At 68.2% G+C, this 24806-nt stretch carries 24 protein-coding genes; 12 read left to right on the top strand and 12 right to left on the bottom strand.

What is annotated here, in order from left to right; genetic code table 11:
* Nucleotides 1-44: 44 nt before the first annotated feature.
* Nucleotides 45-944, top strand: a complete 900-nt coding sequence (locus ACFQ91_RS01355) for a tryptophan 2,3-dioxygenase (RefSeq protein ID WP_211978815.1) — start codon at nt 45-47, stop codon at nt 942-944.
* 76 nt (nt 945-1020) lie between these two features.
* On the opposite strand, the gene ACFQ91_RS01350 is transcribed toward ACFQ91_RS01355, so the two are convergent.
* A complete protein-coding gene (locus ACFQ91_RS01350) occupies nt 1021-1836 on the bottom strand; it encodes an alpha/beta hydrolase (RefSeq protein WP_376870120.1) in 816 nt (271 codons plus the stop codon).
* The gene (locus tag ACFQ91_RS01345) at nt 1829-2710 is read right to left on the bottom strand and encodes an SGNH/GDSL hydrolase family protein (RefSeq protein WP_232623687.1); all 882 of its coding nucleotides are present in this window, start codon (nt 2708-2710) and stop codon (nt 1829-1831) included. Before ACFQ91_RS01345 ends, ACFQ91_RS01350 begins: the two co-directional genes overlap by 8 nt.
* A 257-nt stretch (nt 2711-2967) precedes the next feature.
* Here ACFQ91_RS01345 and ACFQ91_RS01340 point away from each other — a divergent pair, with 257 nt between their 5' ends.
* Nucleotides 2968-4236 carry an amidohydrolase gene (locus ACFQ91_RS01340; RefSeq protein ID WP_376870121.1) on the top strand — a complete coding sequence of 423 codons (1269 nt, stop codon included), beginning with the start codon at nt 2968-2970 and terminating at the stop codon, nt 4234-4236.
* Complete coding sequence (locus ACFQ91_RS01335) at nt 4233-6107, top strand: threonine/serine exporter ThrE family protein (protein ID WP_376870122.1); 1875 nt, start codon at nt 4233-4235, stop codon at nt 6105-6107. Before ACFQ91_RS01340 ends, ACFQ91_RS01335 begins: the two co-directional genes overlap by 4 nt.
* Nucleotides 6108-6138: 31 nt before the next feature.
* On the opposite strand, the gene ACFQ91_RS01330 is transcribed toward ACFQ91_RS01335, so the two are convergent.
* Nucleotides 6139-6840: a uracil-DNA glycosylase gene (locus ACFQ91_RS01330; RefSeq protein ID WP_344249368.1), complete on the bottom strand. Its 702-nt coding sequence runs from the start codon at nt 6838-6840 to the stop codon at nt 6139-6141.
* A 187-nt stretch (nt 6841-7027) separates the two neighbouring features.
* Here ACFQ91_RS01330 and ACFQ91_RS01325 point away from each other — a divergent pair, with 187 nt between their 5' ends.
* The 5 genes from ACFQ91_RS01325 to groL all read left to right on the top strand — a co-directional run bounded on the left by ACFQ91_RS01325 (nt 7028) and on the right by groL (nt 12505).
* Entirely contained in the window at nt 7028-8494 is a 1467-nt protein-coding gene (locus ACFQ91_RS01325) for an aldehyde dehydrogenase family protein (protein WP_198499580.1), read from the top strand.
* Nucleotides 8495-8877: 383 nt separating this feature from the next.
* Entirely contained in the window at nt 8878-9144 is a 267-nt protein-coding gene (locus tag ACFQ91_RS01320) for a DUF3263 domain-containing protein (protein WP_137826675.1), read from the top strand.
* A gap of 3 nt (nt 9145-9147) precedes the next feature.
* On the top strand, nt 9148-9807 hold the full coding sequence (locus tag ACFQ91_RS01315) for a LytR C-terminal domain-containing protein (protein ID WP_376870123.1): 660 nt from the start codon (nt 9148-9150) through the stop codon (nt 9805-9807).
* A gap of 278 nt (nt 9808-10085) precedes the next feature.
* Nucleotides 10086-10289 carry a cold-shock protein gene (locus ACFQ91_RS01310; RefSeq protein WP_009376446.1) on the top strand — a complete coding sequence of 68 codons (204 nt, stop codon included), beginning with the start codon at nt 10086-10088 and terminating at the stop codon, nt 10287-10289.
* 578 nt (nt 10290-10867) lie between these two features.
* On the top strand, nt 10868-12505 hold the full coding sequence (gene groL / locus ACFQ91_RS01305) for a chaperonin GroEL (RefSeq protein WP_198499578.1): 1638 nt from the start codon (nt 10868-10870) through the stop codon (nt 12503-12505).
* Between the two features lie 89 nt (nt 12506-12594).
* Here groL and ACFQ91_RS01300 read toward each other — a convergent pair whose 3' ends face one another.
* Nucleotides 12595-13362: a DUF1707 domain-containing protein gene (locus tag ACFQ91_RS01300; RefSeq protein WP_376870124.1), complete on the bottom strand. Its 768-nt coding sequence runs from the start codon at nt 13360-13362 to the stop codon at nt 12595-12597.
* 175 nt (nt 13363-13537) lie between these two features.
* Here ACFQ91_RS01300 and ACFQ91_RS01295 point away from each other — a divergent pair, with 175 nt between their 5' ends.
* The 4 genes from ACFQ91_RS01295 (at nt 13538) to ACFQ91_RS01280 (ending at nt 16170) form a co-directional block, all read left to right on the top strand.
* Nucleotides 13538-14287, top strand: coding sequence for a sulfite exporter TauE/SafE family protein (locus ACFQ91_RS01295; RefSeq protein WP_198499576.1), 750 nt, complete (start codon nt 13538-13540; stop codon nt 14285-14287).
* 172 nt (nt 14288-14459) lie between these two features.
* Entirely contained in the window at nt 14460-15290 is an 831-nt protein-coding gene (locus ACFQ91_RS01290) for an OadG family protein (RefSeq protein WP_198499575.1), read from the top strand.
* Complete coding sequence (locus ACFQ91_RS01285; protein WP_198499574.1) at nt 15290-15517, top strand: RNA-binding S4 domain-containing protein; 228 nt, start codon at nt 15290-15292, stop codon at nt 15515-15517. The genes ACFQ91_RS01290 and ACFQ91_RS01285 overlap by 1 nt, the downstream gene beginning before the upstream one ends.
* Before the next feature lie 26 nt (nt 15518-15543).
* The gene (locus tag ACFQ91_RS01280) at nt 15544-16170 is read left to right on the top strand and encodes a M23 family metallopeptidase (protein ID WP_376870125.1); all 627 of its coding nucleotides are present in this window, start codon (nt 15544-15546) and stop codon (nt 16168-16170) included.
* Nucleotides 16171-16213: 43 nt separating this feature from the next.
* Here ACFQ91_RS01280 and ACFQ91_RS01275 read toward each other — a convergent pair whose 3' ends face one another.
* The 8 genes from ACFQ91_RS01275 to ACFQ91_RS01240 form a co-directional block, all read right to left on the bottom strand.
* Nucleotides 16214-16810 (bottom strand): hypothetical protein, encoded by a 597-nt coding sequence (locus ACFQ91_RS01275; RefSeq protein WP_376870126.1) that lies wholly within the window; start codon nt 16808-16810, stop codon nt 16214-16216.
* Between the two features lie 99 nt (nt 16811-16909).
* Nucleotides 16910-17821, bottom strand: a complete 912-nt coding sequence (gene htpX / locus ACFQ91_RS01270) for a zinc metalloprotease HtpX (protein ID WP_137827046.1) — start codon at nt 17819-17821, stop codon at nt 16910-16912.
* A 131-nt stretch (nt 17822-17952) separates the two neighbouring features.
* The gene (locus ACFQ91_RS01265) at nt 17953-18237 is read right to left on the bottom strand and encodes a hypothetical protein (RefSeq protein ID WP_198499571.1); all 285 of its coding nucleotides are present in this window, start codon (nt 18235-18237) and stop codon (nt 17953-17955) included.
* Nucleotides 18237-18983: a PspA/IM30 family protein gene (locus ACFQ91_RS01260; RefSeq protein WP_171007134.1), complete on the bottom strand. Its 747-nt coding sequence runs from the start codon at nt 18981-18983 to the stop codon at nt 18237-18239. The genes ACFQ91_RS01265 and ACFQ91_RS01260 overlap by 1 nt, the downstream gene beginning before the upstream one ends.
* A gap of 387 nt (nt 18984-19370) precedes the next feature.
* The gene (locus ACFQ91_RS01255) at nt 19371-19658 is read right to left on the bottom strand and encodes a WXG100 family type VII secretion target (RefSeq protein WP_198499570.1); all 288 of its coding nucleotides are present in this window, start codon (nt 19656-19658) and stop codon (nt 19371-19373) included.
* 429 nt (nt 19659-20087) lie between these two features.
* Nucleotides 20088-22166, bottom strand: a complete 2079-nt coding sequence (locus ACFQ91_RS01250; RefSeq protein WP_376870127.1) for a S1C family serine protease — start codon at nt 22164-22166, stop codon at nt 20088-20090.
* Nucleotides 22163-23950: a sensor histidine kinase gene (locus ACFQ91_RS01245; RefSeq protein ID WP_376904016.1), complete on the bottom strand. Its 1788-nt coding sequence runs from the start codon at nt 23948-23950 to the stop codon at nt 22163-22165. The genes ACFQ91_RS01250 and ACFQ91_RS01245 overlap by 4 nt, the downstream gene beginning before the upstream one ends.
* 30 nt (nt 23951-23980) lie before the next feature.
* On the bottom strand, nt 23981-24736 hold the full coding sequence (locus ACFQ91_RS01240) for a response regulator transcription factor (protein WP_137824402.1): 756 nt from the start codon (nt 24734-24736) through the stop codon (nt 23981-23983).
* Between the last annotated feature and the right edge of the window lie 70 nt (nt 24737-24806).

Here is a 24806-nt window from a genome sequence, read left to right as displayed (position 1 = left end):
CCACCCGATGCAGGCCCGGCGCCCGCCCATGACATGCTGGTGGGATGACACACGACACGTCGACGGCTGAGAAGAACGAGCGCGCGCTCGAGGACGAGATCCACACCGACCTGCGGGAGCAGATGACGTACGGGTCGTACCTCGACCTCGACGATCTGCTCAGCGCTCAGCATCCGGTGAGCAGCCCCGAGCACCACGACGAACTGCTCTTCATCATCCAGCACCAGACGACCGAGCTGTGGTTCAAGCTCGTCATCCACGAACTCCTCGATGCCCGGCGGCTCATCGCCGCCGACCAGCTGCAGCTCGCGCTCAAGCGCATCGCCCGGGTCAAGCACATCCAGAAGACGCTCACCGAGCAGTGGTCGGTGCTCGCGACCCTGACGCCGAGCGAGTACGTCGGCTTCCGCGACGAGCTCGGCCAGTCCTCGGGCTTCCAGTCCTGGCAGTATCGCGCCGTGGAGTTCCTCCTCGGCAACAAGAACAAGGGCATGCTCAAGGTTTTCGACGCAGAGCCCGAGGCCCAGGCCGTGCTGCGGCAGTACCTCGAGGAGCCGAGCGTCTACGACGAGTTCCTCCGCTTCCTCGCCCGCCGCGGACTCCCGGTCCCGCAGCGGGTCCTCGACCGGGACGTGTCGGTCGCGCACACCTTCGACGAGGAGCTGCTCGAGACCTTCCGCATCATCTACGAGAACCCGGAGGAGTACTGGCTCGAATACGAGAGCTGCGAGGAACTCGTCGATCTCGAGGAGAACTTCCAGTTCTGGCGCTACCGCCACATGCGCACGGTGCTGCGCATCATCGGCATGAAGCGCGGCACCGGGGGCTCGAGCGGCGTCGGCTTCCTCCAGAAAGCCCTCGACCTCACGTTCTTCCCCGAGCTCTTCGACATCCGCACCGGCATCGAGAACGGCCCGGGCACGCAGACGGCTCCGAAGCACTGAGCCACTGTCCGGGCGCTCGGTACCCCTGCGCCGCGGAGGACAGCCCTACCGTGTTCAGCGTCCGGACGGCGGCTGCTCAGCGGTCGGCGAGGAGGAGCTCGATCACCTGCGGGAAGTACGACGACTCGGGGTCGACGAGGTCCATGTGATCGGCGCCGGGCAGGATCGTCAGCGGCGCCGGATAGTTCTCGGAGAACGACACAGCGACGATCCCGTCGGCGTCACCGTGGATGATGTGCGCATTGGCGCGGGCCGGAATGAGCACCGCCCGGGAGCGCGGATCCTGCCACAGGTAGGCCGCGAGATCCTCCTGGGGAGGCGCCCCCATGTAGTCGAGCACCGCGCCGTCGGCGAGCCCGTCGTTGACCTCCCGGAGCAGATCCGAGATCGGCGCGAGCGGACGCAGACGGAACTCCGCGCCGTCCTCGCCGAGGTGGCTCGCCCAGCTGAGCACGAGGCAGCCGCCTGCCGAATGACCGGCGACGACGGGCCGCTCGCGCGCCGCAGCGGGCACGCCCCACGCCGCGAACGCGTCCTGGGCGAACCGAATCGCGGCGGTGACATCGGTGAGGCAGCGCGGCTGCCCGCCGATGCGCCCGTACTCGACGAGCACGCAGAGCAGACCGCGACCGGCCAGGTCCTGGGCGAGCGGTCGCGCGTGGACGAAGTCGATAGATGGCCGGAAGTACCCGCCGTGGACGAAGATCACCACCGCCGAGGCGGTCGCCGGGTCCCCGTGGACCTCGACGAACTGGTCGGCATCGTCCCCGTACGCGTGGCGGACGACGTTCGGTGCGGTGCCGAGCGTCTGCCCGAGGGCATCGAGGGCGTCGCTGCGCTCATCCTCGGTGGTCCGGCGTGCCGGCGACCCCGGATTCGTCGATTCAGTCATTCCTGCCCTCACTCACTGCGTCATCGCTGATGATGCGTTCGACCTCGACGTCCCTGCCCTCGACGTGCTCCTCATCGACGACGATGCGCTTGACGGGCGAGAGATCGGGAACCTTGGGGGAGAGCTTGTCACCGGAGGACTCCCCGCGCAAGCGCCTGCCCACCCACGGGGCGAGGTGCTCGCGCGCCCATTTCGACTCCTCGACGACGACCTCGCGGGTCGTCCGCGGCGTCCGCGGCGGCATCCCGAACCCCGTCGTCGGCAGCGAATGCCCCGACTCGAGCGTCGCGAGCGCCTGCCGGGCGACGAGGTCGTGACCGGTCGGGGAGAGGTGGATCTTGTCCTCGGCCCACATGTCCTCGGCGTAGAGCGGACGCAGCCCCCACACGTCGACCATGTGGCAGCCGTGGCGCTGCGCGATCGTCCACAGGTGCGCGTTGTAGACGCCGACCCGGGGGCGGACCGCCCGCAGCAGGGGCGACATCGTCTCGGTGTCGAAGCCGTTGGCCATGACGACCTCGATGCCCTCCTCGCGCATCGCGATGACGGCGCGTTCGAACTGGTTGGCGAGACCGTCGATGTCGGTGCGCGGGCGCAGGCAGTCGTTGCCGCCGGCGCAGAAGCTCACGAGGTCCGGCTTGAGGTCGAGGACCTTCGGCACCTGCTCGTCGATGACGCCCTGGAGCAGGCGGCCGCGGATCGCGAAGTTCGCGTAGAGGAGCTCGGGCCCGGCGGCCGGCGAGTCGACGAGGAGTTCGGCGAGGCGGTCCGTCCAGCCCCGGAAGCGATCGGGGGTGCCGTCGGGGTCGGGGTCCATGAGGCCCTCGCTGAAGGAGTCGCCGATCGCGACGTAGGAAGTGATGGTCTCGAGCATCGCCCTCTCCTTGACTCGTTGGTCCGCTGCGTCCAACCTATACCCATGATCAGGCCAGGTGTACCCGTGAGTAGCCGCGAAGTCTGAGCGGTGACGACACGGTGACTGTGCCGCCTCGGCGCGTCGTCTGTGGCGACGGCCCACGCCCGCGCAGAGGTCGCCGCGCACTCCGGTCGACGGCATGGTCCAGACGGTGTGCGGACCCCCTCGTGGCGTAGACTCGTCCCGTCGCGAACCACCGCCGTCGAAGGAGCACGATGTATCGTTCGGTCCCCGTTCCCCCTCGCCACGATGTCGCCATCACCGGCGCCCGCATCCTGCCGATCGCGAACGCCGACGGCACTCGGGCCGAACCGATCGAGACCGGCACGATCGTCATCTCCGACGGCGTCATCACCGCCGTCGGCTCTGATGTCGAGGTCCCCGAGGGCGCCGAGGTCATCGAGGCCGCCGGCCGCTGGGTGCTGCCGGGCTTCATCGAAGCCCACGGCCACCTCGGCGTCCATGAGGACGGCGAGGGCTGGTCCGGTGACGACACGAACGAGATGACCGATCCCAACGGCGCCGGGCTGCGGGCGCTCGACGGCATCGACCCCGCCGACCTCGGCTTCAAGGACGCGCTGCGCGGAGGGATCACCTCGGCGCTCATCAAACCCGGATCGGGCAATCCGATCGGCGGGCGCACCGCCTTCGTCAAGACCTGGGGACGGATCGTCGACGAGATGCTCGTGACCGAGGATCTGTCGGTGAAGTCCGCGCTCGGGGAGAATCCGAAGCGGGTCTACGGGGACAAGAAGGTCACCCCGTCGACGCGGATGGGCACCGCGAAGATCATCCGCGACGCCTTCGTCGACGCGCAGAACTACCAGGCCAAGCGCGCCCATGCCGAAGCCGAGGGCACCCCGTTCGAACGTGACCTCGTCAGCGAGACCCTCGCCGCGGTCCTCGACGGCACCCTCGCCTGGGACCAGCACTGCCACCGTGCCGACGACATCGCCACCGCGATCCGACTGTCCGAGGAGTTCGGGTACCGGCTCGTCATCAACCACGGCACCGAGGGCCACAAGATCGCCGACTACATCGCCGAGAAGGGCATCGACGTCATCCTCGGACCCCTGATGACGAGCCGGTCGAAGGTCGAGCTGCGCGACCGGACGCTCGCCACCGCGGCGGCGCTCGCCGAGGCGGGGGTGCGCATCGCGCTGACGACCGACCATCCGGTCATCCCCATCAACTTCCTCATCCACGAGGCCTCGCTCGCCGTCAAGGAGGGCCTCGACCCCGTCGTCGCCCTCGAGGCGCTGACGATCAACCCGGCCGCGATCTTCGGCCTCGACGACCGCCTCGGCTCGCTGGCTCCCGGCCGCGACGCCGACCTCGTCCTGTGGTCCGGTGATCCCCTCGACCTCGATTCGCGGGCCGAGCAGGTCTTCGTCGACGGTCGCCGGGTCTACGCATTCGACGCCGACACCGGCACCGCCGAGGTGGCCGACCCCTTCGGCCCGACTCTCATCAGCGAGCCGTGACGCAGAGGCCCCCTGACCGCACCGGGAACGGAGCCGACGAGGCGACTCCGGTCGACGCGAATGAGGCCACGACCGCCGAGGTGTCCGTCGAGGCGACGACGACGGCCACCGAGGTCACCGCCTATGAAGTCATCGTCGAATCCGCCGCGACCGCCACCGAGGCCGAGGACGCGACGACAGCGGACATCCCCCTCGACCGGGGGCAGGGCGCCGAGGTGGTCCGCGACCAGGAGCAGGCGACAGGCCCGGTGAGGAACCGGGAGCGGAGCGAAGCCGGGTCGACGGCGCTGCGCGAACTCCTCGAGCGCACCCGCGCGCAGCGTCTGGCCGAACTCCAGAGCACCGGTGCGCCCAAGCCGCGCGGGCCGAAAGCCGGAAAGCCGCGCACCGACACGACCCTCGGCGCCTCGCAGCGGGTCGCCCAGCGGGTGGCCCGGCGCACCGTCGGCCGGCTCGTCACCGGCACCTCGGTCAACACCCAGCCGGTGCCGATCATCACCGCCCTCAAGGGCACGCCGTACCAGGCTCCCGTCCAGGCGAGCGAACCGAGCGAGGACGAGGCGCGGATGATCCTCGACCTCGCCGCCGACATCGCCGCGATCATGATGCGCGCCGGCGCCGGCACGAACGACATCGAGGTCTCCGTCATCGCCGCCTGCACGGCGTGCGGACTCGCGACCGCGGAGATCGACCTCACCTCGAACACCCTCGTCGTCCACTATTCGACCTCCGACGGGCGCCTGATGACGGTGATGCGGGTCAACCGCGGCGAGTCGACGCACTACGCGAAGCTCGCCTCCGTCCACAAGCTCGTCTCCGACCTCGTCGACGGCCGCATCGGCTTCATGGAGGCCCGCAGCCGCCTCGACGCGATCCGCTCCCAGCGGCGGCCGTTCAAGGAATGGTTCGTCACCGGGGCGTGGGGGATGATGGTCGGCAGCCTCGTCCTCCTCCTCGGCGGGGGTCCGATCGCGATCGTCCTCGGCATCGCGATGGCCGTCTTCATCTTCGAACTCGGCAAGCTCATCGGCCGCACGAGCCTGCCGTCGTTCTTCATCACCGCGCTGCAGGCGGCGATCGGCACCCTTGTGGCGATGGCGGCGGGGAACTTCGGACTCATCGACTCCCCGCAGTACCTCGTCGCCGCCGCGATCGTCCTCCTCCTGCCCACCCAGGCCCTCTACTCCGCCGTCCAGGACGCCCTGACGAACTTCCCGCTCACCGCCGCCGGGCGCCTGGTCGGGGTGTTCATCTCCTTCGCCGGCATCGTGTCGGGACTGGCGTTCGGGGTCGTGTGCGGGCAGGCGCTGGGCATGCAGCCGATCGAGATCCTCGTGCCCCGCTCCGGGGTCCACGTCGTCGCCGTCATCGTCTCCCTCGGCGCCGCCGCGATCGTCGCGATGGCCGGTGCCGTGGGCATGCAGGCCTCCCGCCGGTTCATCCTGCCCGCCGCCTTCGTCGGCCTCGCCTCGTTCATCACGATGACCTCGCTGACGCTGCTCGGCCTCGACAACGTGCTCGCGAGTCTCCTGTCGGCGACCGTCGCCGGGTTCCTCGCCCGGCCGCTCGCACTGCGGCTCGGGGCGCCGGCGATCGTGCTGACGATTCCCGCGATCTACACCCTCCTCCAGGGGCTCTCGATCTTCACCGCGGTCTACCGCATCGTCGCGGAGACGGAGACGACCTCGTTCGCCGTCGGTCTCTCAGCGCTGTTCACCGCGATCCTCGCCAACGCCGCGCTTGCCGTCGGCGCCGTCCTCGGCAGCTACCTCGCCCGGCCGCTCAAGGGCCGCAAGGCGGAGAAGGTCGCCGATTCGGTGCGCGCCGGGGACACGCCGACCGGTACGGACACCGGCCCGGCGCAGGGCTGAGCGGGTCTGCCGCGCGCGGGTCGACGTCGCCTCACGCCTGTGCGGGCAGTCGCCAATCGATGGGGTCGAGGCCCTTCTGCGCGAGCAGGTCGTTCGTCCGGGAGAACGGCCGGGATCCGAAGAACCCGCGCGAGGCCGACAGCGGTGAGGGGTGCGCGGATTCGATGATCGCCACCTCGGCGGTGCCCGAGGTGAGCAGGGGAGCGAGGTTCCGGGCGTCACGACCCCAGAGGATCGCCACGAGCGGCTGGTCGCGAGCGACCAGCGCCCGGATCGCGCGCTCGGTGATCGCCTCCCAGCCCTTGCCGCGGTGGGAGGCCGGCTGACCGGGGCTGACGGTGAGGACGCGGTTGAGGAGCATGACGCCCTGCCGCGACCAGGCGCGCAGGTCCCCGTGGGCGGCCGGGGGCACGCCGAGGTCGTCCGCGAGCTCCTTGTAGATGTTCGTCAGGGACCGCGGCAGGGGCCTGACCTCGGGGTCGACGGAGAAGGAGAGTCCGATGGGATGGCCGGGAGTCGGGTAGGGGTCCTGCCCGACGATGAGGACCTTGACCTCGGACAGCGGTTCGGCGAATGCCCGGAACACCGCGTCGCCGGCGGGCAGGTACGATCGGCCGGCGGCGATCTCGGCGCGGAGGAAGTCGCCCATCGCGTGGATCCCGGCCTCGGAGTCGGCGAGGGCGTCGGCCCAGTCGGGGGACATGATCGTGCTCAGCTGCGCTGTCGAGGTCATGTCCGCGAGTCTAGCGAGGACCGCCTCGGCGCCGGGAATCCCGCCGGGCAGACCGTCTGTGCATCGCGCGCAGATCGGCTGTGCGCGATCGCGCAGACCCCAGCCGTTCAGCTCCGGCGGCGTCACAGCTATGCTCGAGACAGAGAGTTCATCGAAGAACACCTGACTGGCGAGAGGACAGCGAAGTATGTCGGAATTCCCCGAGGCCAAGGCCTGGAAGATGCTCATCGGCGGAGAATGGGTCGACGCCCTCGACGGAGGCACGCACGACGTCATCACCCCCATCGACCGCAACGTCGTCATCGCCACGGTGCCCGAGGGCAAGGAGGCCGACGCCGACCGCGCCGTCAAGGCCGCACGCGCCGCGTTCCCCGGCTGGGCGGGACTGCCGTTCAAGGAGCGGCAGAAGCTGCTCATCAAGTGCGCCGACGCCCTCGAAGCCGGGTCGGAGGAGCTCGCCGAGCTCACCGCACTCGACACCGGCAACGCGATCCGCACCCAGGCGCGCCCCGAGACCGTCATCCTCGCCGACCTCTTCCGCTACATGGGCGGCGTCGCCGGAGAGGTCAAGGGCACGACCCTGCCGGCCGGTGACAAGCAGTTCCAGTACACGAAGCGCGTGCCCCTCGGCGTCGTCGCCGGCATCCTGCCGTGGAACTCGCCACTGATGATCGCGGCGTTCAAGACCCCGGCCGCGCTCGCCGCCGGCAACACGATCGTCCTCAAGTCCGCCGAGGACGCCCCGCTGACCATCCTCAAGATGGCCGAGCTCATCGCCGACATCCTCCCGCCCGGCGTCCTCAACGTCGTCACCGGCAAGGGCTCGGTCATCGGCGAGGCCCTCAACGTCCACCCCGACGTCGACAAGCTCTCCTTCACCGGGTCGACGAACGTCGGCCGCCACGTCGCCGAGGTCGCCGGCCATCGCCTCGCGCATTCGTCGATGGAGCTCGGCGGCAAGAGCCCGAACATCATCTTCCCCGACTCCGATGACGAGGACACGGTCGAGCAGGTCCTCCTCTCGACGCGCTTCGCCCGGCAGGGCCAGTCGTGCACGATGGGCTCGCGCCTCTTCCTCCACGAGGACATCTACGATTCGTTCCTCGAGAAGCTCGTCGCCGCGGTGGCGAAGATGAAGGTCGGCGACCCGCGCGACGAGGAGACGGACATCGGCGCGATCATCAACCAGAAGCAGTACGACCAGGTCGAGAACTACATCGAGATCGGCAAGGGCATGGACGGCGTCGAGGTCGCCTACGACGGCCACGGCGAGCTCAACGTCGGCGAACCCGGCTTCTACCATGCGCCGGTGATCTTCTCGAAGGCGCAGAACGACTGGCAGACGAGCCAGGAGGAGATCTTCGGTCCCGTCCTCTCCGTCATCCCGTGGAAGACCGTCGACGAGGTCATCTCGATGGCCAACACGAACGAGTACGGCCTCGCCGCCTACGTCTTCACGAAGGACCTCGATTCGGCGCTGACGATGGCCGACCGGATCGAGTCCGGCTGGATCCAGGTCAACCAGGGCGGCGGGCAGCTGGCCGGACAGTCCTACGGCGGCATGAAGAACTCGGGCTTCGGTCGTGAGGCCTCGCTCGAGGGCATGCTCGAGGGCTTCACGCAGATCAAGCAGGTCAACATCCGGATCCGCTGAGCGCCCGGAACCGAGTGCTCCGGCTCAGCCGCGTGCCGGCTCGGCTGGTTCCGGCTCGGCTGCGCCGGTGACCCACAGAGGGCAGGGGAGTGATCCCCTGCCCTCCGTCGCGTCCGGGCGCGCGATCCCCTCGCCGAGGCGACCGACCGATGTGATGTCCATGACCCTGAAGCGTCCGCCTCGGCGCTTGTCGGGGGCGGGCGACGGACAGGGCAGACTGCCCCGTGATCGCGCATGAGCGCTGGTCGCGCGGTGCTCACGGTGGTGACCGGGAGGTGCGGCCGGCTCGCTGCGGCGCGGAGGCGGGCGTGCCGAGAATGACAGCCGTGTCATTCTCCCGATAGCATAAGCTCAAAGAAAACTCGTGAAGGAGCAGACCCCCTATGCCGCAGAACGATGGCGCCTCTGAACTGAGTGAGCTCGAGGTGTCCGTTTTGGAGTTCGAGCGGCGCTGGTGGAAGTACGGGGGAGCGAAGGACCACGCGATCCGCGAGCGCTTCGACATGTCCGCCACGAGCTACTTCCAGATCCTCAACTCCCTGCTCGACAATCCTGCGGCCCTCGCAAGCGACCCCATGCTCGTCAAGCGCCTGCGACGCATCCGCACCACGCGCCAGAGCGAACGCGCTCAGGCTCGCGTCTCGAGGTGACACATGGCTGACGACTACGACGACATCGAACCGGGCCGCCGCAGCGGAGCTCATCGCCAGGAGGCGGCCGCTTCGTCGAACGTCGGCGCGATCGTGCTCGTCATCGTTCTCGCCCTCGTGGCCGTGCTGCTCGTCGTCGCGGCCATCAACATCATCACCTCGTCGATGCGCAATCCCGAGTCGAACGTCGCCGAACCCGCGCCGGAGACCTCGGCCCCGGCGACGCCGACGCCTTCGGAGAGCGAAGTCAGCGTCGCCGACTCCTCACTCACGGTCGACGTCCTCAACGGCTCCGGGGTCTCCGGCGTCGCGCGGGACTTCTCCTCGGTCGTCGAGGAGGAGGGCTGGACCGTCGGCCAGGTCGGCAACTACTCGACGGCCCGCAGCGACTCGGTCGTCTACTACCGCGACGACGCCGATGAGGCGCAGGCCCAGCTCGTCGCCGATGCCCTCGGCATCGAGGCCACCGAGCAGTCGAACGACTTCACCGCCGACCTCACGGTGCTCATCTGCTCGGACATCGCCCAGCGCGGACCCGCCTCGAGCGGCGGCGAATTCGCCGGCACCGAGGAGTCGGGAGCCCAGGGCGGCGGAACGACGGCCGCTGACGGCGCTGGGACGACCGGTGGCGATTCGACGGACGGCAGCCTCGGCGAGGGCTGAGCACTGCGCGACTGACCAGGGTGAACGCCGCTGGAATTCAAATGTAACGAATTGATAACAGTGTTGAGCGAACCTGAGACGCGCACCACGCTGGGGTAGAGTTTTACCAGCTAGGCAAGCACTGCACCTTGTGTTCTGATCGTGCTTCACCGAGATCAATCTCCAGAGGTCAATGAGAGAAATCGCGGGGTCTGTTGAGGTTTACTAGCGTTCGCTCTTCGCCACTGAGCTGTGGGGTCGGGCGAATTTCAAATGACACTGCATTTTATGGAGAAGCAATGGCACAAGGCACCGTCAAGTGGTTCAACGCCGAAAAGGGCTACGGATTCATCACGCTCGAAGGCGATGGCCAGGACGTGTTCGTTCACTGGAGCGCGATCCAGATGGACGGCTACCGCTCGCTCGAAGAGGGCCAGCAGGTTGAGTTCGAGGTCGGAGAAGGACAGAAGGGTCCCCAGGCGGAATCCGTCACCCTCCTCTGATCGTCTCTGATCACATCCGAGTCGGGAGCCTGAGGCTGTCGCAGCATCGGGTCGGCGGTCTGCGCTGATCGTCGATCCCCGAGCTGCTGCGGATCATTCGCTCCGACGTGGTTTGAACGCCGTCGACCGCCGAACGGTCGGCATTGAGAAGACGTCGAGTCGCACGCGACTCGGCGTCTTCTGCGTCGGGGGCGGGGTGCCGGGGACGGCGCTGTCGGCCGCTGATGTCCGACGCCGGGGATCCGCGATTGCCGTCAGCTGGCTATGGTGACCCGGCCCTCGACAGTGGGGGCCCGGTAGCCCGTGCCACGCGTTCGCGCTGAGCCGAACGCCTCGGCGATGCCCGGAAACGCGCCTGACGAAACGCCCGGAATCACTGGCGTCGGCAGGATTTCGTTTGCACTCTCCCCCTGAGAGTGCTAAATCTAGTACTGGTGAAAACCACGGGATTTCATCAGTCGTCTCGAGAGCGTGGTCCCTGTGTGGAATGGAACATGCGGACACACTCTCTGCCGTCGCGGGCGCTGACGACTGCTCTGCGATTCCAGTCCACTCCATCAGGGAGGATCTAGGCCACTATGGCAAAGATGATTGCATTCGACGAAGAAGCTCGTCGGGGACTCGAAGCTGGCCTCAACCAGCTGGCGGACGCGGTCAAGGTGACTCTTGGACCCCGCGGTCGCAACGTCGTGCTCGAAAAGCAGTGGGGCGCACCCACCATCACCAACGATGGCGTGTCCATTGCCAAGGAGATCGAACTCGAGGATCCCTACGAGAAGATCGGCGCTGAGCTCGTCAAGGAAGTCGCCAAGAAGACCGACGACGTCGCCGGCGACGGCACCACCACCGCCACCGTTCTCGCTCAGGCACTCGTCCGCGAGGGTCTGCGCAACGTGGCAGCCGGTGCTGACCCGCTCAGCCTCAAGCGCGGCATCGAGAAGGCCGTCGCGGCCGTCACCGATGTCCTGCTCGACAACGCCATCGAGATCGAGACGAAGCAGCAGATCGCTGCGACCGCCGGCATCTCCGCCGGTGATCCCGCGATCGGTGAGCTCATCGCCGAGGCGATCGACAAGGTCGGCAAGGAAGGCGTCGTCACCGTCGAGGAGTCCAACACCTTCGGACTCGAACTCGAACTGACCGAGGGCATGCGCTTCGACAAGGGCTACATCTCCGGTTACTTCGTCACCGACACCGACCGTCAGGAAGCTGTCCTCGAGGATCCCTACATCCTCATCGTCAACTCGAAGATCTCCAACGTCAAGGACCTGCTGCCCGTCCTCGAGAAGGTGCAGCAGACCAACAAGCCGCTGCTGATCATCGCCGAGGACGTCGAGGGCGAAGCCCTGGCCGTGCTCGTGCTCAACAAGATCCGCGGCACCTTCAAGTCCGTCGCCGTCAAGGCACCGGGCTTCGGTGACCGTCGCAAGGCGCAGCTCGCCGACATCGCCATCCTCACGGGTGGCCAGGTCGTCTCCGAGGAAGTCGGGCTCAAGCTCGACAACGTCACCCTCGACCTGCTCGGCACCGCACGCAAGGTCGTCGTCACCAAGGACGAGACGACCATCATCGAAGGCGCCGGTGACGCCGACGAGATCGCCGGCCGCGTGGCCCAGATCCGTGCGGAGATCGAGAACTCGGATTCCGACTACGACCGTGAGAAGCTGCAGGAGCGCCTGGCCAAGCTGGCCGGCGGTGTTGCCGTCATCAAGGCCGGAGCCGCGACCGAGGTCGAGCTCAAGGAGACCAAGCACCGCATCGAAGACGCCGTGCGCAATGCGAAGGCCGCTGTGGAAGAGGGAATTGTCGCCGGTGGCGGCGTCGCTCTCATCCAGGCCGGCAAGCAGGCGTTCGACGACCTCTCGCTCACCGGCGACGAGGCGACGGGTGCGAACATCGTCAAGGTCGGCATCGAGGCGCCGCTCAAGCAGATCGCCACGAACGCCGGACTCGAAGCCGGAGTCGTCGCCGACAAGGTCGCGAACCTCGAACCGGGCTGGGGCCTCAACGCCGCCACCGGTGAGTACGAGGACCTGCTCGCGGCCGGCATCAACGATCCGGTCAAGGTGACCCGCTCGGCTCTGCAGAACGCCGCGTCGATCGCCGGTCTGTTCCTCACCACCGAGTCGGTCGTCGCCGACAAGCCCGAGAAGGCCGCACCGGGTGCTGACGCAGCCGCTGCCGGCATGGAGGGCATGGGCGGCATGGGCTTCTGACCCACGCCCGCCAGGCACTGAGAGAGCCGTGCCATCACCCGCAGGGGTGGTGGCGCGGCTCTTCTCTTTCCTGCACTCGGCTGCCCCGCTCAGTCCCAGGGGTTGCCGCGACGGCGCCGCCGCTCTTCCCTCCGCCGTCGCAGTTCGTCGGTCGACGGCTCCTGCCCGGGAGCGTAGGGCGGGGCGAGCGGGTGGGGAGGCTGAAGGCCGTGGCCGAAGTTCTCCTCGTAGTCGTCGTCCTGTCGCGGCTGCTCCTCGAGCTGGCGCTTCGCCTCCTCATCACCGAGGTGGGCCCGGGCGCGCTTCGTCAGCTCCTGTTTGCGTTTGCGGATGATCTCCTCTTTGCCGGTCATCTGCGCGACCGCGCCGAAGAACATCGGACCGAGGATGAAGATCGGCCAGAAGAAGATGAGGCCGCCGGAGAAGAGACTCGTCGCTCCCCAGATGAGGAGCATGAAACCGGCAGGACCGGCCATGAGACCGATGAGGGCGCGTTTGACGCGGTCGCGGTAGAACTTCTCCGCGGCTTCCTGGATCTGCTCGGGCGTGATCGGAATCCGATCATCGCTGAGCTGAGCCAGCGCGCGAGCCCGGCTCGCCTCGTCGAGGTGGTCGGGATCGACGGGTTCGGCCTCGGCGATGACGAGATCGTCGATGAGCGACGGGATCTCTCCGAGCGTCTTCACCCGCGCCGCCGCCTCGGTGCGCTCATCGAACTCCTCGGCATCGATCTGTCCGAGGGCATACGCCTCGGAGAGCACGTCGGTGACCACGGCTCGATCGGCATCGGAGGCTCTGACCTGCCCGTAATCGCGCGGGTCGGCGCTGAAGCGGGACCAGAGTGGACGACTTTCCATCTGTCTACTGTAACCCCGCTCCCACGGCCGCAATCCTGGGACGTCGCGGCGAATGCGGCGAGAGAATCTCGTCCGCCACAGCCGCTGTCCGGTCGTGGAGACTCCTCTCCAGGCACGGCGACTCACGGTGCGGGCGCCCCCTCTGAGCGGGGGTGAAACCACTACACTTGCTCAGGTGGAACCTGTGGTCGTGCTCATCCTCGCAGCGGTCTTCATCGGGGCACTCGCACAGCGCATCACCGGAATGGGCTTCGGCCTGGTCTCCGGGCCGTTCCTCGTCCTCCTCCTCGATCCCGTCTCCGGGGTCCTCCTCGTCAACCTCTGCGGCATCGTCGCGGCCGCCACCGTCTTCGCGCGGACATGGCGCGAGGTCGAATGGCCGGTGTTCTGGAAGCTCGCGGTCGGCACGGTCGTCGGCACGGTGCCCGGGGCGCTGCTGACGACGGCGCTGCCGACGGCGTCGCTGCAGGTGCTCATCGGCGCCCTCATCATCGCCTCGCTCGCCGTCTCCCTGCTCATCGGTCGGGTCGGGACGACGATGCCGGCGAACTTCGGCACGCAGTTCTCGGCCGGCTTCGTCTCCGGCACGATGTCGGCAGCGGCCGGCGCCGGGGGACCCGCGGTGAGCGCGTATGCGGTGCTCACCCGGTGGGAGCACCGGCCGTTCGCGGCGACCCTGCAGCCGTTCCTCGTCGTCGGCACCGCCTCGGCGATCATCGCGAAGGTCATCGTCGACGGCGGGGTGTGGCCGCAGCTCGACCCGGCCATCTGGATCGGGATCGGCATCGTCCTCGTCGCCGGCCTCCTCGGCGGGGATCTGCTCGCACAGAAGGTCGCACCGACGGCGGCGCGGATCGCGATGATCGTCCTCGCCTTCGGCGGGGGCGCGGCGACGCTCGCCAAAGGTCTCGGCCTCTTCGGCTGACGACGTTGCGGGGGCATCGCGCTGACCCGGACTGCGCAGGCCCGCAAACACCCTGCGAGCACCCAGGGGTGCAGGCCGGACAAGCGGAGGCGGCATGCGGGGTTGGCTCAGTCGCTTGCCAGTTTCGTCGGGCATACTGGACAGTGATCCGTCCATCTGGGAGGCATTGATCGTGGGAACAGTATTCCTGCTCATACTCATCGTTCTCGGCACCATCTTCTTCGTCGGCTACCGCAAGGAGAAGAAGCGCAAGCAAGAGCTTCACGCAGCGGAACTCGAACTCGTGAAGAAGGCAGCGGAAGAGGACGTCACCGAGTTCGGTGAGGAAGTCGCCGAACTCGACATCATCACGTCCGGAGTCGAGCTCGACACCGGTGGCCAGCAGGACTACAAGCAGGCCCTCGACTCCTACGACGTCGCGAAGGAGACGCTCGAGAAGGTCGACGAGCCCACCGACATCCGCCACGTCACCGAGGCGCTCGAGGACGGCCGCTACGCCGCGAAGTGCGTGCGCGCCCGCGTCGAGGGCAAGCCGCTTCCGGTGCGCCGCCCGCCGTGCTTCTTCAATCCGCAGCACGGTCCCTCGGTCGAGGACATCGACTGGGCTCCCGCCGGCGGTCAGCTCCGACCTGTTCCCGTGTGCGCCGCCGACGCCGAGCGCGTCGCCGTGGGCGCCGAACCCGCCGTGCGCAAGGTCGTCACCGGTGACGGTCAGACCCGCCGGGCCTACTGGGAAGCGGGACCGGCCTACGCCGAATACAACCGCGGCTACTTCAACTCCTATGCCGGTTCGGGTCTTCTCCCCGGCGTCCTCATGGGCGCCATGCTCTTCGGCGGCATGGGCGGTGGCTGGGACGGCTCGTACGCCGACGGCTACCAGGACGGCATGGGCGCCGACGGCGGCGGTGACGCCGGAGGCGACATGGGCGGCGGAGACGGCGGAGGCTTCTTCGACGGCGGTGGCGACGGCGGCGGCTTCGACTTCGGAGGCTTCGACTTCTGATGGACGTCGTGACCATCCGCGACGAGACGATCAGACTCGGTCAGCTGCTCAAGCTCCACGGCGTCGCCGAACACGGCGCCATGGCCAAGGACCTCATCGCCGCCGGTGACGTCCGGGTCAACGGCGAGGTCGAGACCCGCCGCGGGGCGACGATCCGTCCCGGCGACCGCGTCGAAGCCCTCGGTGAGGCCTTCGAGGTCGAATCCGAAAGCGCCGGCGAAGCGTAGGCAGAGACGCCAGGCAGCGGTCGCCGATGATGAACCGGGCCACGGGAGAGGGACTCGACCTCGACTTCCCGTTCCGCGGCCGCTGGCTCGTCCAGAACAGTCCAGCCGATCGCCTGCCCAGTCACGGAACCACAGTGTTCGCGACTGGGCAGGCGATCGATTTCGTTCCCGTCGATGACACCGGGAGGACCGCGCGGTTCACCCTCACCTCACTGCTGGTCCCGGAACCGCCGCAGCGCTTTCCCGGCTTCGGCCGCGCGCTGCTCTCGCCCGCGAACGGCACGGTCGTCGCCGTCGACGACGGCCACCCCGACCATCCTGCACACCGTGGACTGCCGTCGCTGAGCTATCTGGCCGCCCAACCACGCCGCCTGCGCCGCGGGTGGCCTGCGCTCGCCGGCAATCACATCGCCATCGACGTCGGCGGGATCGTCGTCGTCCTCTGCCACCTGCGACAGCACAGCACCGAGGTGGCCCTCGGGCAGTCCGTCCGCCTCGGTGAGGCGGTGGCGGAGACGGGCAACTCGGGGAACAGCACCGAACCCCACCTCCACATCCAGGCCATGGATCGGCTCGACCCGGAACGCGCCGAGGCGGTGCCGCTGCACTTCCGCGGCCGCCTGCCCCGCAACGGCGAGATCATCGAGGCGTGAGCGCAGGGATGCGGTCGGCTGTCGCACCGCGCCGGATGAGGTGTCAGCTGTCGAGGGCGCGGGGGGTCTCGTCCATGCCCGGCGCATCCCAGAGCGGGGACCAGCGGGTCATGTCGTCCTCGAACGGCAGCTCGCCGGAGAGGATGCCGCGGACCTGGATCTCGAGCGCATTGTCGCGCTGCCGCGGGCCGGTCGGGGCGAAGGGGTAGAACGTTCCGCGCTTGTACTGGTAGACGAGGGCAAGGCGGCGCCCGTCCGGGTGCGCGAAGTAGACGGTCGAGCACAGAAGCATCGTGTCGAAGCCCTGATTGACGAGGGCGGAGTTGACGGCGTGGAGGTTCGTCACGAGGTTGACGGCGTCGCCATCCGCGTCGGAGACGACCTGCCACGTGTAGCCGAAGCCGTCGTTCGTCTGTCGCACACTCGCGGCTGGGTCCGAGCCGATGAGGGCGACGCTCTCCTGCTCGGCGGAGTCGAACGCCGCGCCCTCGACCTGGCGGAAGACGACGGCACCGACACCGGTCGGGACGAATCCCGTCGCCGCCTGCAGGGTGAGCGCTGCCGGTGGAAGCGCGAAGAGGTCGTCGAGGTTGGCGCGTTTGGGTTTGGAGCGTCCCAGGATGGCGTCGAAGAAGCCCATGAAACTCCTCATCGGTGGTGGTCGGTCAGTGGTGGATTCGTCGCCGGTCAGGCAGTCGGTCGCATTGCTGCCGTGGTGCCCGTCAGGCAGGGCGTCGGCTCACTCCGGCTTCGACAGCTGCGCGGAGATCTTCGCGAGCTGAGCGAGCCGCTTGTCGAGCGAGGGATGGGTGGAGAAGAGCTCACCGAAGCCCGAGCCGCCGTGGGCGGCGGGGATGAGCGCGAGATGGTTCGCCGAGGCGGTGGCGCGGAGGTCCTTCTCCGGGATCTTGTTCATGTCTCCGCTCAGCTTCGTCAGCGCCGAGGCGAGCACCGACGGGCGGCCGGTGAGGAGCGCGGCCGCGCGGTCGGCAGCGAGCTCGCGGTAGCGGGAGAGGCTGCGGATGAGGAGGAACGAGAGTCCGTAGACCACGGCTCCGACGAGGATGAAGAGGAGCTGGATCGGGATGCCGCCGTTGTTGTCGCGGCGCCCGCCGAGGGTCATGTAGTAGCCGGCGCGCATCATCAGGGCGGCGACGACTCCGGTCACTCCCGCCACCGTCATGACGGTGACGTCACGGTGGGCGACGTGGGAGAGCTCGTGGGCGAGGACGACCTCGACCTCCTCGCGATCGAGGTTCTCGAGCAGACCGCGGGTCACGCAGACCACGGACCGCTTCGGGGAGCGCCCGGTGGCGAAGGCGTTCGGCGTCGCCGAGTTCGACACGGCCACCCGCGGCTTCGTCGAATCGGAGAGCTGTGTGAGGCGGTCGACCATCGTGTGGAGTTCGGGGGCCTCCTCGGGGGTGACCTCACGTGCCCCCATCGCCTTCATCGCGATGGAGTCGGAGAAGTACCACTGGAAGAAGAACGCCCCGACGCTGACGACCACCGCGATGATGACTCCGGTCGTGCTGCCGCCGAGCATCCACCAGATGGCGAGGATGAGGACGACGTAGATGAGGCCGTTGAGGAAGATCGTCCACCCCATGCGCATCGTGAGCCCGCTGTCCTTGACGAAACGGTTGGACATCCTCATTCCTCTCTGGTGTTGCAGGTCCGGCCCACTGCCTGGTGAGCAGGCAATGGGCCGGAGGTGTCATCGTCGAACCGGTGCACCGGCGTTCATCGGGATCGTGCTGCGGGGCCGGAGGCCGGTCCGGCTCACGCGGGGTCGGGGATGAACCCTTCGCCGGTGAGCAGCTCGGCGATCTCCGTCAGGGTCGCGTCGACGAAGGGCACGACGACATCGCTGGATCCGAGGTAGTCATCGGAGACGGGCGTGCCGTGGCTGATGACGTAGTCGTGGAGCGCGTTGAGCGCGGACTTCGCCTCCTCCTCGTCACCGGATTCGACGGCGTGTTCGACCTGGTTGTCGTACTTCTGCAGAAGCTCCTGGTCGACGTTCGCGACGTCGTACTGGCCCTCGCCCATGATGCGGATGATCATCACTGACCCTCGCCTTCGAGCGATTTCTGGTTGTTCTTCTCCTGGCCGGCGGGCAGCGATTCGCGCATCCGGGCGAGCTCCATCTCGACGTCGTTCTCGCTCGAGAGGGCATCGAGCTGGGCGCTGATGTCGTCCTTCGACGAGCCGGTGACGTCCTCGAGGGCGCCGGAGGCGATGAGTTCGTCGACAGCGCCGGCCCGCGCCTGCAGGGCCGCGGTCTTGTCCTCGGCGCGCTGGACGGCGAGTCCGACGTCGCCGAGCTCTTCGGAGATGCCCGAGAACGCCTCGCCGATCTTCGACTGCGCTTCAGCGGCGTTGTAGGTGGCCTTGATGGTCTCCTTGCGCGTGCGGAAGGCATCGACCTTCGCCTGCAGCCGCTGCGAGGCCAGCGTGAGCTTCTGCTCCTCGCCCTGGAGGCCCTCGTGCTGGGTCTGCAGGTCGGTGATCTGCTGCGAGAGACCGGACTTGCGGGTCAGAGCCTCACGGGCGAGGTCCTCACGGCCGATCTCCATGGCCTTCTGGGCCTGCCCGGAGAGCTTGTTCTGCTGCTGTTCGAGCTGATTGATCTGCAGTTCGAGGCGCTTGCGGCTGGTGGCGACGTCCGCGACGCCGCGGCGCACCTTCTGCAGCAGTTCGAGCTGCTTCTGGTACGAGTAGTCGAGGGTTTCATTGGGGTTCTCGGCCTTGTCGAGGGCCTTGTTCGCCTTCGCTCCGAAGATCGTCGCGATTCGTTGGAAGATGCTCACCGTTGTCGACTCCTGCTCTGGTCCTGGTCCGACGAGTGCGGTCGGAAACCTCCGGTGCGGAGTGTCCCGGCCTCGATCGCCGTGAACTATCCCCTTCAGCCTACTCAAAAAGGCTGATAGTTTCCCAGATGTCGGCGAGGGAGAACTACAGATGGCTCAGCGTGTCGCGCACGTGCGGACGGCGCGGAATCACCCCCTGATGCGTGACGGGGGACTTGTGGTCGGGCTCTGTCGGCCCGTCCCTCAGTCCGGCTGTCGCACCGGTTGTCCTTGCGGACCCGATCACGGCGCTTGCCTCTCGACCAGTCACGGTGCGAGGAGACGCGCGCACGGTGGTCGCTGCTGGCCCGGCCATGGGCACGGCCGCAGTGCTCGCTCGTGGATCGGTCACGGCGCGAAGAGACGCGAGTTCGCCGCCTCGACCTCGGAGTACTGGGTGGCTGCGGTGCCGAGCGCACCGTGGATCGAGGTGAGCGATTCGAACAGCTGCTTCTGGGCCCCTTCCCACTGGTTGATCACCGCCTGGAAGTTCTGGGCGGCGCTGCCCTTCCAGCACTCCTGCAGGGTGAGCAGGTTCCGCAGCATCGTGTTCGACTCGGCGATGAGTGCCTGGGACGATGCGGCGGTCGCTGTGGCCGCGGACGAGACGCGTTCGGCGTCGACTTCGAAACTCATGATCTCTCCTCTGATGGTCGGCGGATCGTGGACTCCGCCGTGCTGCGCGTGCGCACCGGGTCAGTGCGGTGACCACGATCCCCATCGGGCGGTCGCGGCCGCAAGGGCGCGGAGCATCCCTGTGGACACGGGCTGAGCGTCCACAGCCGTCTCGCACCCGAGTGTGTGCCTCCTCCACCGCCGCATGAACGCGAGTCACACCCGCAGGCGACCAAGCAGACGGACCCGGGCCGGGGGAGAAGCGGGCGAGGGGATGTGGCGCGAGGGGAGCAGGCATCAAACCCGGGGAGCAGACGCGCCACCAGAGGAGCAGACATGACCCCTGAGGAGCAGGCGCGCATACGTGCCACCACGCGAACGGCGCCTCCCCGAGTGGGGAGACGCCGTTTCGCAGACGCGCAGCGCCGAGGCGGCCTCGGCGCTCGAGCCTCACTTCAGTTCGAGGGACACCTGGAGGTTCTGCTCCTGGCCGCCGCGGACGATCGTGAAGTCGACGGGAGTGTTGACCGGCTGAGCGCGGACGAGGGCCTGCAGCGACACTGCGCTGTTGACCTTCGTGCCGCCCACGGCGATGACGTCGTCACCGTCCTGGAACCCGGCCGCTGCGGCCGGCGATCCTGCCTCGACGGTCTGCACCTTCGCGCTGGCGCGGGTCACTCCGCCGCTGTTGATCTGCCCGTCGGTGAGGGTGACGCCGAGGAACGGGTGCAGAGCCTGGCCGGTCGCGATGAGCTGATCGGCGATCGACACCGCCTGCGAGGCGGGGATCGCGAAGCCGATGCCGATCGACCCGGACTGCTGTCCCTCCTCGCCGGAGCCGAGTGAGGCGGCGGCGGAGTTGACGCCGATGAAGTTGCCGTTGCCGTCGACGAGCGGACCGCCCGAGTTGCCCGGGTTGATGGCCGCATCCGTCTGGATGGCGTTCGTGATGGTCAGCTCCCGCTGCTGGGCCGAGGCGTCGTCACCGATGTTCTCCGTGGTCACCGGCCGGTCGAGGGCGGAGACGATGCCGGTGGTCACCGAGTCGGCGAGGCCGAGCGGGTTGCCGAGCGCCATCACGGGATCGCCGACCTGGAGCGCCTTCGAATCGCCCACCGGCAGCGGCGTGACGTTCTGCGGAACCTGATCGAGCTTGATGATCGCGATGTCGGTCGAGGGGTCGCGCCCGACGATGCTCGCCTTCATCGCCGCGCCGCTCTTCATCGTCACCGTGAGCTCTCCGCCTGCGGTGTCCGACGGCGCCACCACGTGGTTGTTCGTGATGACGTGACCCTGGTCGTCGTAGAGCGATCCCGAGCCGAGCGCGACGGGACGTCCGCCGACGCCGGCCTGGATCGAGACGACGGCCTCGGAGGCCTGCTTCGCGACCTGAGTCCAGTCGGGGGTCTCGATGGTCTGCTCGGCGACCTTGCGCGGGGCGTCGTCCTGGAGGGCGTTGACCGCGTAGCTGCCGCCGAACGCTGCGCCTCCGCCGATGAGCGCGGCGATGAGGGCGATCGCGATCGTCGCCCCCCAGCCCGGTCCGCGCTTCTGGCGCCGAGGCGGTGCTCCACCGCCGTACGGACCCTGATCGCCGGGTCCACCGGGTCCACCGGGGCCTGATGGGTTCGACCCGTAGGCGGCGGATCCGTAGCCCCCGGAACCGTAGGCGTTCGATCCGTAACCGCCGTACGGTGAGGCCTGCTGGGACCCTGCGGGACCGGTCGTCGCCGAACCCGAACCGGCAGCGGCACCGGCTGCCGCGCCGGCACCCGCCGCCGTGCCGAAGGTCGCGGTCGAACCGGTCGTTCCCTGTTGCCCGGCCTGCCCGGACTGCCCGGACCCCGCACCGTACTGGCCCGACTGTCCGGACCCCGCACCGTACTGGCCCGACTGTCCGGACCCCGCACCGTACTGGCCCGACTGTCCGGACCCTGCACCGTACTGGCCCGAGCCGGACGTCGGATTCTGCCCGTACCGGTCGGCACCGGACTGTCCGGACGTCGAGGCGCCGCCCGTGGACTGCTGGCCCGCGGGGCTGAAGGGACTCGAGGTGCTCGGCTGGTTCGACGACCCATATCCCGAGGACCCGTAGCCGGACTGGCCCGAGCCTGACTGCTGACCAGACTGCTGGCCGGAGCCCGCATGCTGGCCGGGGCCCGAGAGGTGGCCGCCGCCCGCATTGCCCTGCGGTGCTCCGGTCACTCCTCGGGAGTTGTCCCCAGGCGTCTGCGCGTAAGTCGGCTGCACCCGCGTCGTGTCCTCGCCGCGACCGGTCCCGGGCTGTCCCTGGCCAGGCGCGGCGGGGAAGCTGCGTGTGGAGGGATCAGGCTGCCCCTGACCTGAACCCGGCTGGGACGGGTCGGACGCGGTTGCGCCGTCCCGCCTCGGCGAGGCCCCCTGATCGGAGGTCGGGAAGGTGCGCGGAACGTCCGATGACGCACGGGAACCGTCGGTCGGGAACGTCCGGTAGTCGTCGTCTCCGTGGCGTCCCCGGTTGCGGGGAGTGTTGCCGTCGTTGCTGCTCATCGCTCGTCCTTTCGCGCGTCTGGAGCACTGTCTTCGTTATCTGGGATGGGCAGGTCGACGCGGAAGGTCGCGCCGCCCCCGGGTGTCTGCTGCACGGAGATGACTCCGTGGTGGTTCTCGACGATCGCCTTGACGATCGAGAGTCCGAGGCCGGATCCGCCGGTGTCGCGGGTGCGGGAGACGTCGAGCCGGTAGAACCGTTCGAAGATGCGGGGGACGAGCTCGGGGTCGATGCCCTCGCCGTGGTCGCGGACCTCGAAGCGGACGCGTCCGTTCGGGAAGCCGCGCAGCGACTCGTCGACGGCGACCGTGCCCGCCGCAGTGACGTTGGGGACGATGCCCGCCGGCTCCTGGGCGTCGGCAGGCTCCGCTCCGCTCGCGTCGCCGCGACGGAAGATGCGGACTCCGCCGGTGACGAAACCGCGCTCCCGGGACTTCTCCTTCGCCCCTGCCTTGCCGCTGTCGTCCGAACCGGTGGTGCCGGCCTCGGCCGCGGGGTCCTCGGGGAGTCCGACGACGCCGACGGCGAACTCGATCGCCGCGTCCTCCGGGGTGTGGCGGACGGCGTTGCCGGCGAGGTTGACGATGACCTGGCGGATCTTCGACTCCGAGCCGCGGATGAGCGGCACCGGGGAGGCATCGTCCCCGTCGAGGCCGACGAAGCTGATCTCCCGGTCAGGGGCCTGCGCGGCGGCGTCGGCGGCGGCGTCGCGGACGACCTTGAAGAGGTCGATCGGGCCGATCTCCGTCGGGCGCTGCTCGTCGAGCCGGGCGAGGACGACGAGGTCGTCGACGAGGACGCCCATGCGCTTGGCCTCCGACTCCATCCGCTCCATCGCCTGCGCGATGTCATCGGGCTTGGTGATCGCTCCCTGACGGTAGAGCTCGGCGTAGCCGCGGATCGTCACGAGCGGGGTGCGCAGCTCGTGCGAGGCATCGGAGACGAACTGTCGGATCCGCTTCTCCGACCGCGTCTGCCCGTCGAAGGAGTCCTCGATGCGACCGAGCATCGTGTTGAGCGCCGCCGATAGCCTCCCGAGCTCCGTGTTGCGGGGGAACGTCGGCACACGCTGGCTGAGGTCGCCGCCGGCGATCCGCGAGGCCGTCTTCTCGATGTCGCGCAGCGGGCGGAAGGTGTTGTTGATCGCCCAGTAGCCGACTCCGGCGACCATCGCCAGGGCGAGGAGGCCGATGCCGATCATCGTGTTGCGGGCGCGTTCGTTGATGTTGTCGATCTCGCGGTCGAAGGGGACCGCGATCGCCACGAGCACGTCGGTGTTCTGCACCTTCATCGCCCGCGCCCGCCACTGCGACTTCGTGCCGGACACCGTGAACGGCCGGCCGCCCTGCGCATAGACATCGGATTCGGTGATCGGCGGCAGCACCGGCTGATTCTTCGGCTCGGGCGCCACGGGATCGCTGATCGCCTTGCCGTCGGTCGAGTAGAACTGGACGTAGAAGCCGCCGGGCAGGAGGCTCTTGAGCTCGTTCCACGAGTTCGAGTCGATCGTCGTCGCGCTGCCGTCGCCGCCGGATTCGGTCGACTGCAGCTGCGCCGGGGCGAAGACGTCCTGGTAGGCCTGCTTCGCGAGTGTTTCGGACGCGCTGATGAGCCGCTCGTCGGTGCGTTCGATGAGACTGTCGCGCAGGTTCTCGAGCACCCATGCGCTCGTCCCCGAGAGAACGAGCAGCATGAGCAGCATCATGATCCCCAGGAGCTTGGTGGTCAGAGACCACTCCTCCCAGAAACCGGGTCGGGAGGGACGGGTGTGTTTTGTTGCCACGTGAGTAATCTAGCGCCCGTGCTTGGGCGACTACTTGGATTCCGGTGTGCGCAGCATGTAGCCGACGCCGCGCTTCGTCTGGATCATCGGCGTCCACTCCATCTCCACGGTGTGACCGGCGGCGTCCGTTTCCGGGGTGACGTCGATCTTGCGACGCAGGTAGGAGATGTAGGACTCGACGATTCCCGTGTCGCCGCCGAAGTCGTATTCCCAGACATGGTCGAGGATCTGCGACTTCGAGAGCACGCGGTTGGCGTTGAGCATGAGGTAGCGCAGCAGCTTGAACTCGGTGGGGGAGAGGTCGATGAGGATCCCCGAGCGGCGCACCTCGTGGGTGTCGTCGTCGAGTTCGAGATCGCCCGCCACGATGACGGCGTTCTCCTCGTCCTCGAGGCTGCGAGTGCGGCGGAGGACGGCGCGGATGCGGGCGACGACCTCTTCGAGGCTGAACGGCTTCGTCACGTAGTCATCGCCGCCGACGGTCAGCCCCGTGATCTTGTCAGAGGTGTCATCGCGGGCGGTGAGGAAGACGACGGGGGCGTTCATCCCGATCTGGCGGAGGCGCCGGGTGACGGTGAAGCCGTCCATGTCCGGCAGCATCACGTCGAGGACGAGGAGGTCGGGGGTGGTCTGCTCGGCGAGGCGCAGGGCCTCGGCGCCGTTGGCTGCCGACACGACGTCGAAGCCGGCGAAGCGCAGGCTCGTGGAGAGGAGTTCGCGGATGTTGGGCTCATCGTCGACAACGAGCAGAGTGGCTTCGATGTCGGTGTCGTTCTGTGTAGTCATGACTTCAGTGTGAAGAGCGAGTCTGGGAGTCAGGTGAGCGTTGCCTGAATGCGATTGTGACCTCCGTCAC

Source organism: Brevibacterium sp. NPDC056726 (genome assembly GCF_042790515.1).
Lineage (GTDB): Bacteria > Actinomycetota > Actinomycetes > Actinomycetales > Brevibacteriaceae > Brevibacterium > Brevibacterium sanguinis.
This window is presented reverse-complemented; position numbering and strand designations above follow the sequence as displayed.

Bases quoted from the DNA above. Each gene is read 5' to 3' on its own strand.
- ACFQ91_RS01355 (WP_211978815.1), top strand. From the start codon at position 45: ATGACACACGACACGTCGACGGCTGAGAAGAACGAGCGCGCGCTCGAG.
- ACFQ91_RS01350 (WP_376870120.1), bottom strand. From the start codon at position 1,836: ATGACTGAATCGACGAATCCGGGGTCGCCGGCACGCCGGACCACCGAG.
- ACFQ91_RS01345 (WP_232623687.1), bottom strand. From the start codon at position 2,710: ATGCTCGAGACCATCACTTCCTACGTCGCGATCGGCGACTCCTTCAGC.
- ACFQ91_RS01340 (WP_376870121.1), top strand. From the start codon at position 2,968: ATGTATCGTTCGGTCCCCGTTCCCCCTCGCCACGATGTCGCCATCACC.
- ACFQ91_RS01330 (WP_344249368.1), bottom strand. From the start codon at position 6,840: ATGACCTCGACAGCGCAGCTGAGCACGATCATGTCCCCCGACTGGGCC.
- ACFQ91_RS01325 (WP_198499580.1), top strand. From the start codon at position 7,028: ATGTCGGAATTCCCCGAGGCCAAGGCCTGGAAGATGCTCATCGGCGGA.
- ACFQ91_RS01320 (WP_137826675.1), top strand. From the start codon at position 8,878: ATGCCGCAGAACGATGGCGCCTCTGAACTGAGTGAGCTCGAGGTGTCC.
- ACFQ91_RS01315 (WP_376870123.1), top strand. From the start codon at position 9,148: ATGGCTGACGACTACGACGACATCGAACCGGGCCGCCGCAGCGGAGCT.
- ACFQ91_RS01310 (WP_009376446.1), top strand. From the start codon at position 10,086: ATGGCACAAGGCACCGTCAAGTGGTTCAACGCCGAAAAGGGCTACGGA.
- groL (WP_198499578.1), top strand. From the start codon at position 10,868: ATGGCAAAGATGATTGCATTCGACGAAGAAGCTCGTCGGGGACTCGAA.
- ACFQ91_RS01300 (WP_376870124.1), bottom strand. From the start codon at position 13,362: ATGGAAAGTCGTCCACTCTGGTCCCGCTTCAGCGCCGACCCGCGCGAT.
- ACFQ91_RS01285 (WP_198499574.1), top strand. From the start codon at position 15,290: ATGGACGTCGTGACCATCCGCGACGAGACGATCAGACTCGGTCAGCTG.
- ACFQ91_RS01280 (WP_376870125.1), top strand. From the start codon at position 15,544: ATGATGAACCGGGCCACGGGAGAGGGACTCGACCTCGACTTCCCGTTC.
- ACFQ91_RS01275 (WP_376870126.1), bottom strand. From the start codon at position 16,810: ATGGGCTTCTTCGACGCCATCCTGGGACGCTCCAAACCCAAACGCGCC.
- htpX (WP_137827046.1), bottom strand. From the start codon at position 17,821: ATGTCCAACCGTTTCGTCAAGGACAGCGGGCTCACGATGCGCATGGGG.
- ACFQ91_RS01265 (WP_198499571.1), bottom strand. From the start codon at position 18,237: ATGATCATCCGCATCATGGGCGAGGGCCAGTACGACGTCGCGAACGTC.
- ACFQ91_RS01255 (WP_198499570.1), bottom strand. From the start codon at position 19,658: ATGAGTTTCGAAGTCGACGCCGAACGCGTCTCGTCCGCGGCCACAGCG.
- ACFQ91_RS01250 (WP_376870127.1), bottom strand. From the start codon at position 22,166: ATGAGCAGCAACGACGGCAACACTCCCCGCAACCGGGGACGCCACGGA.
- ACFQ91_RS01240 (WP_137824402.1), bottom strand. From the start codon at position 24,736: ATGACTACACAGAACGACACCGACATCGAAGCCACTCTGCTCGTTGTC.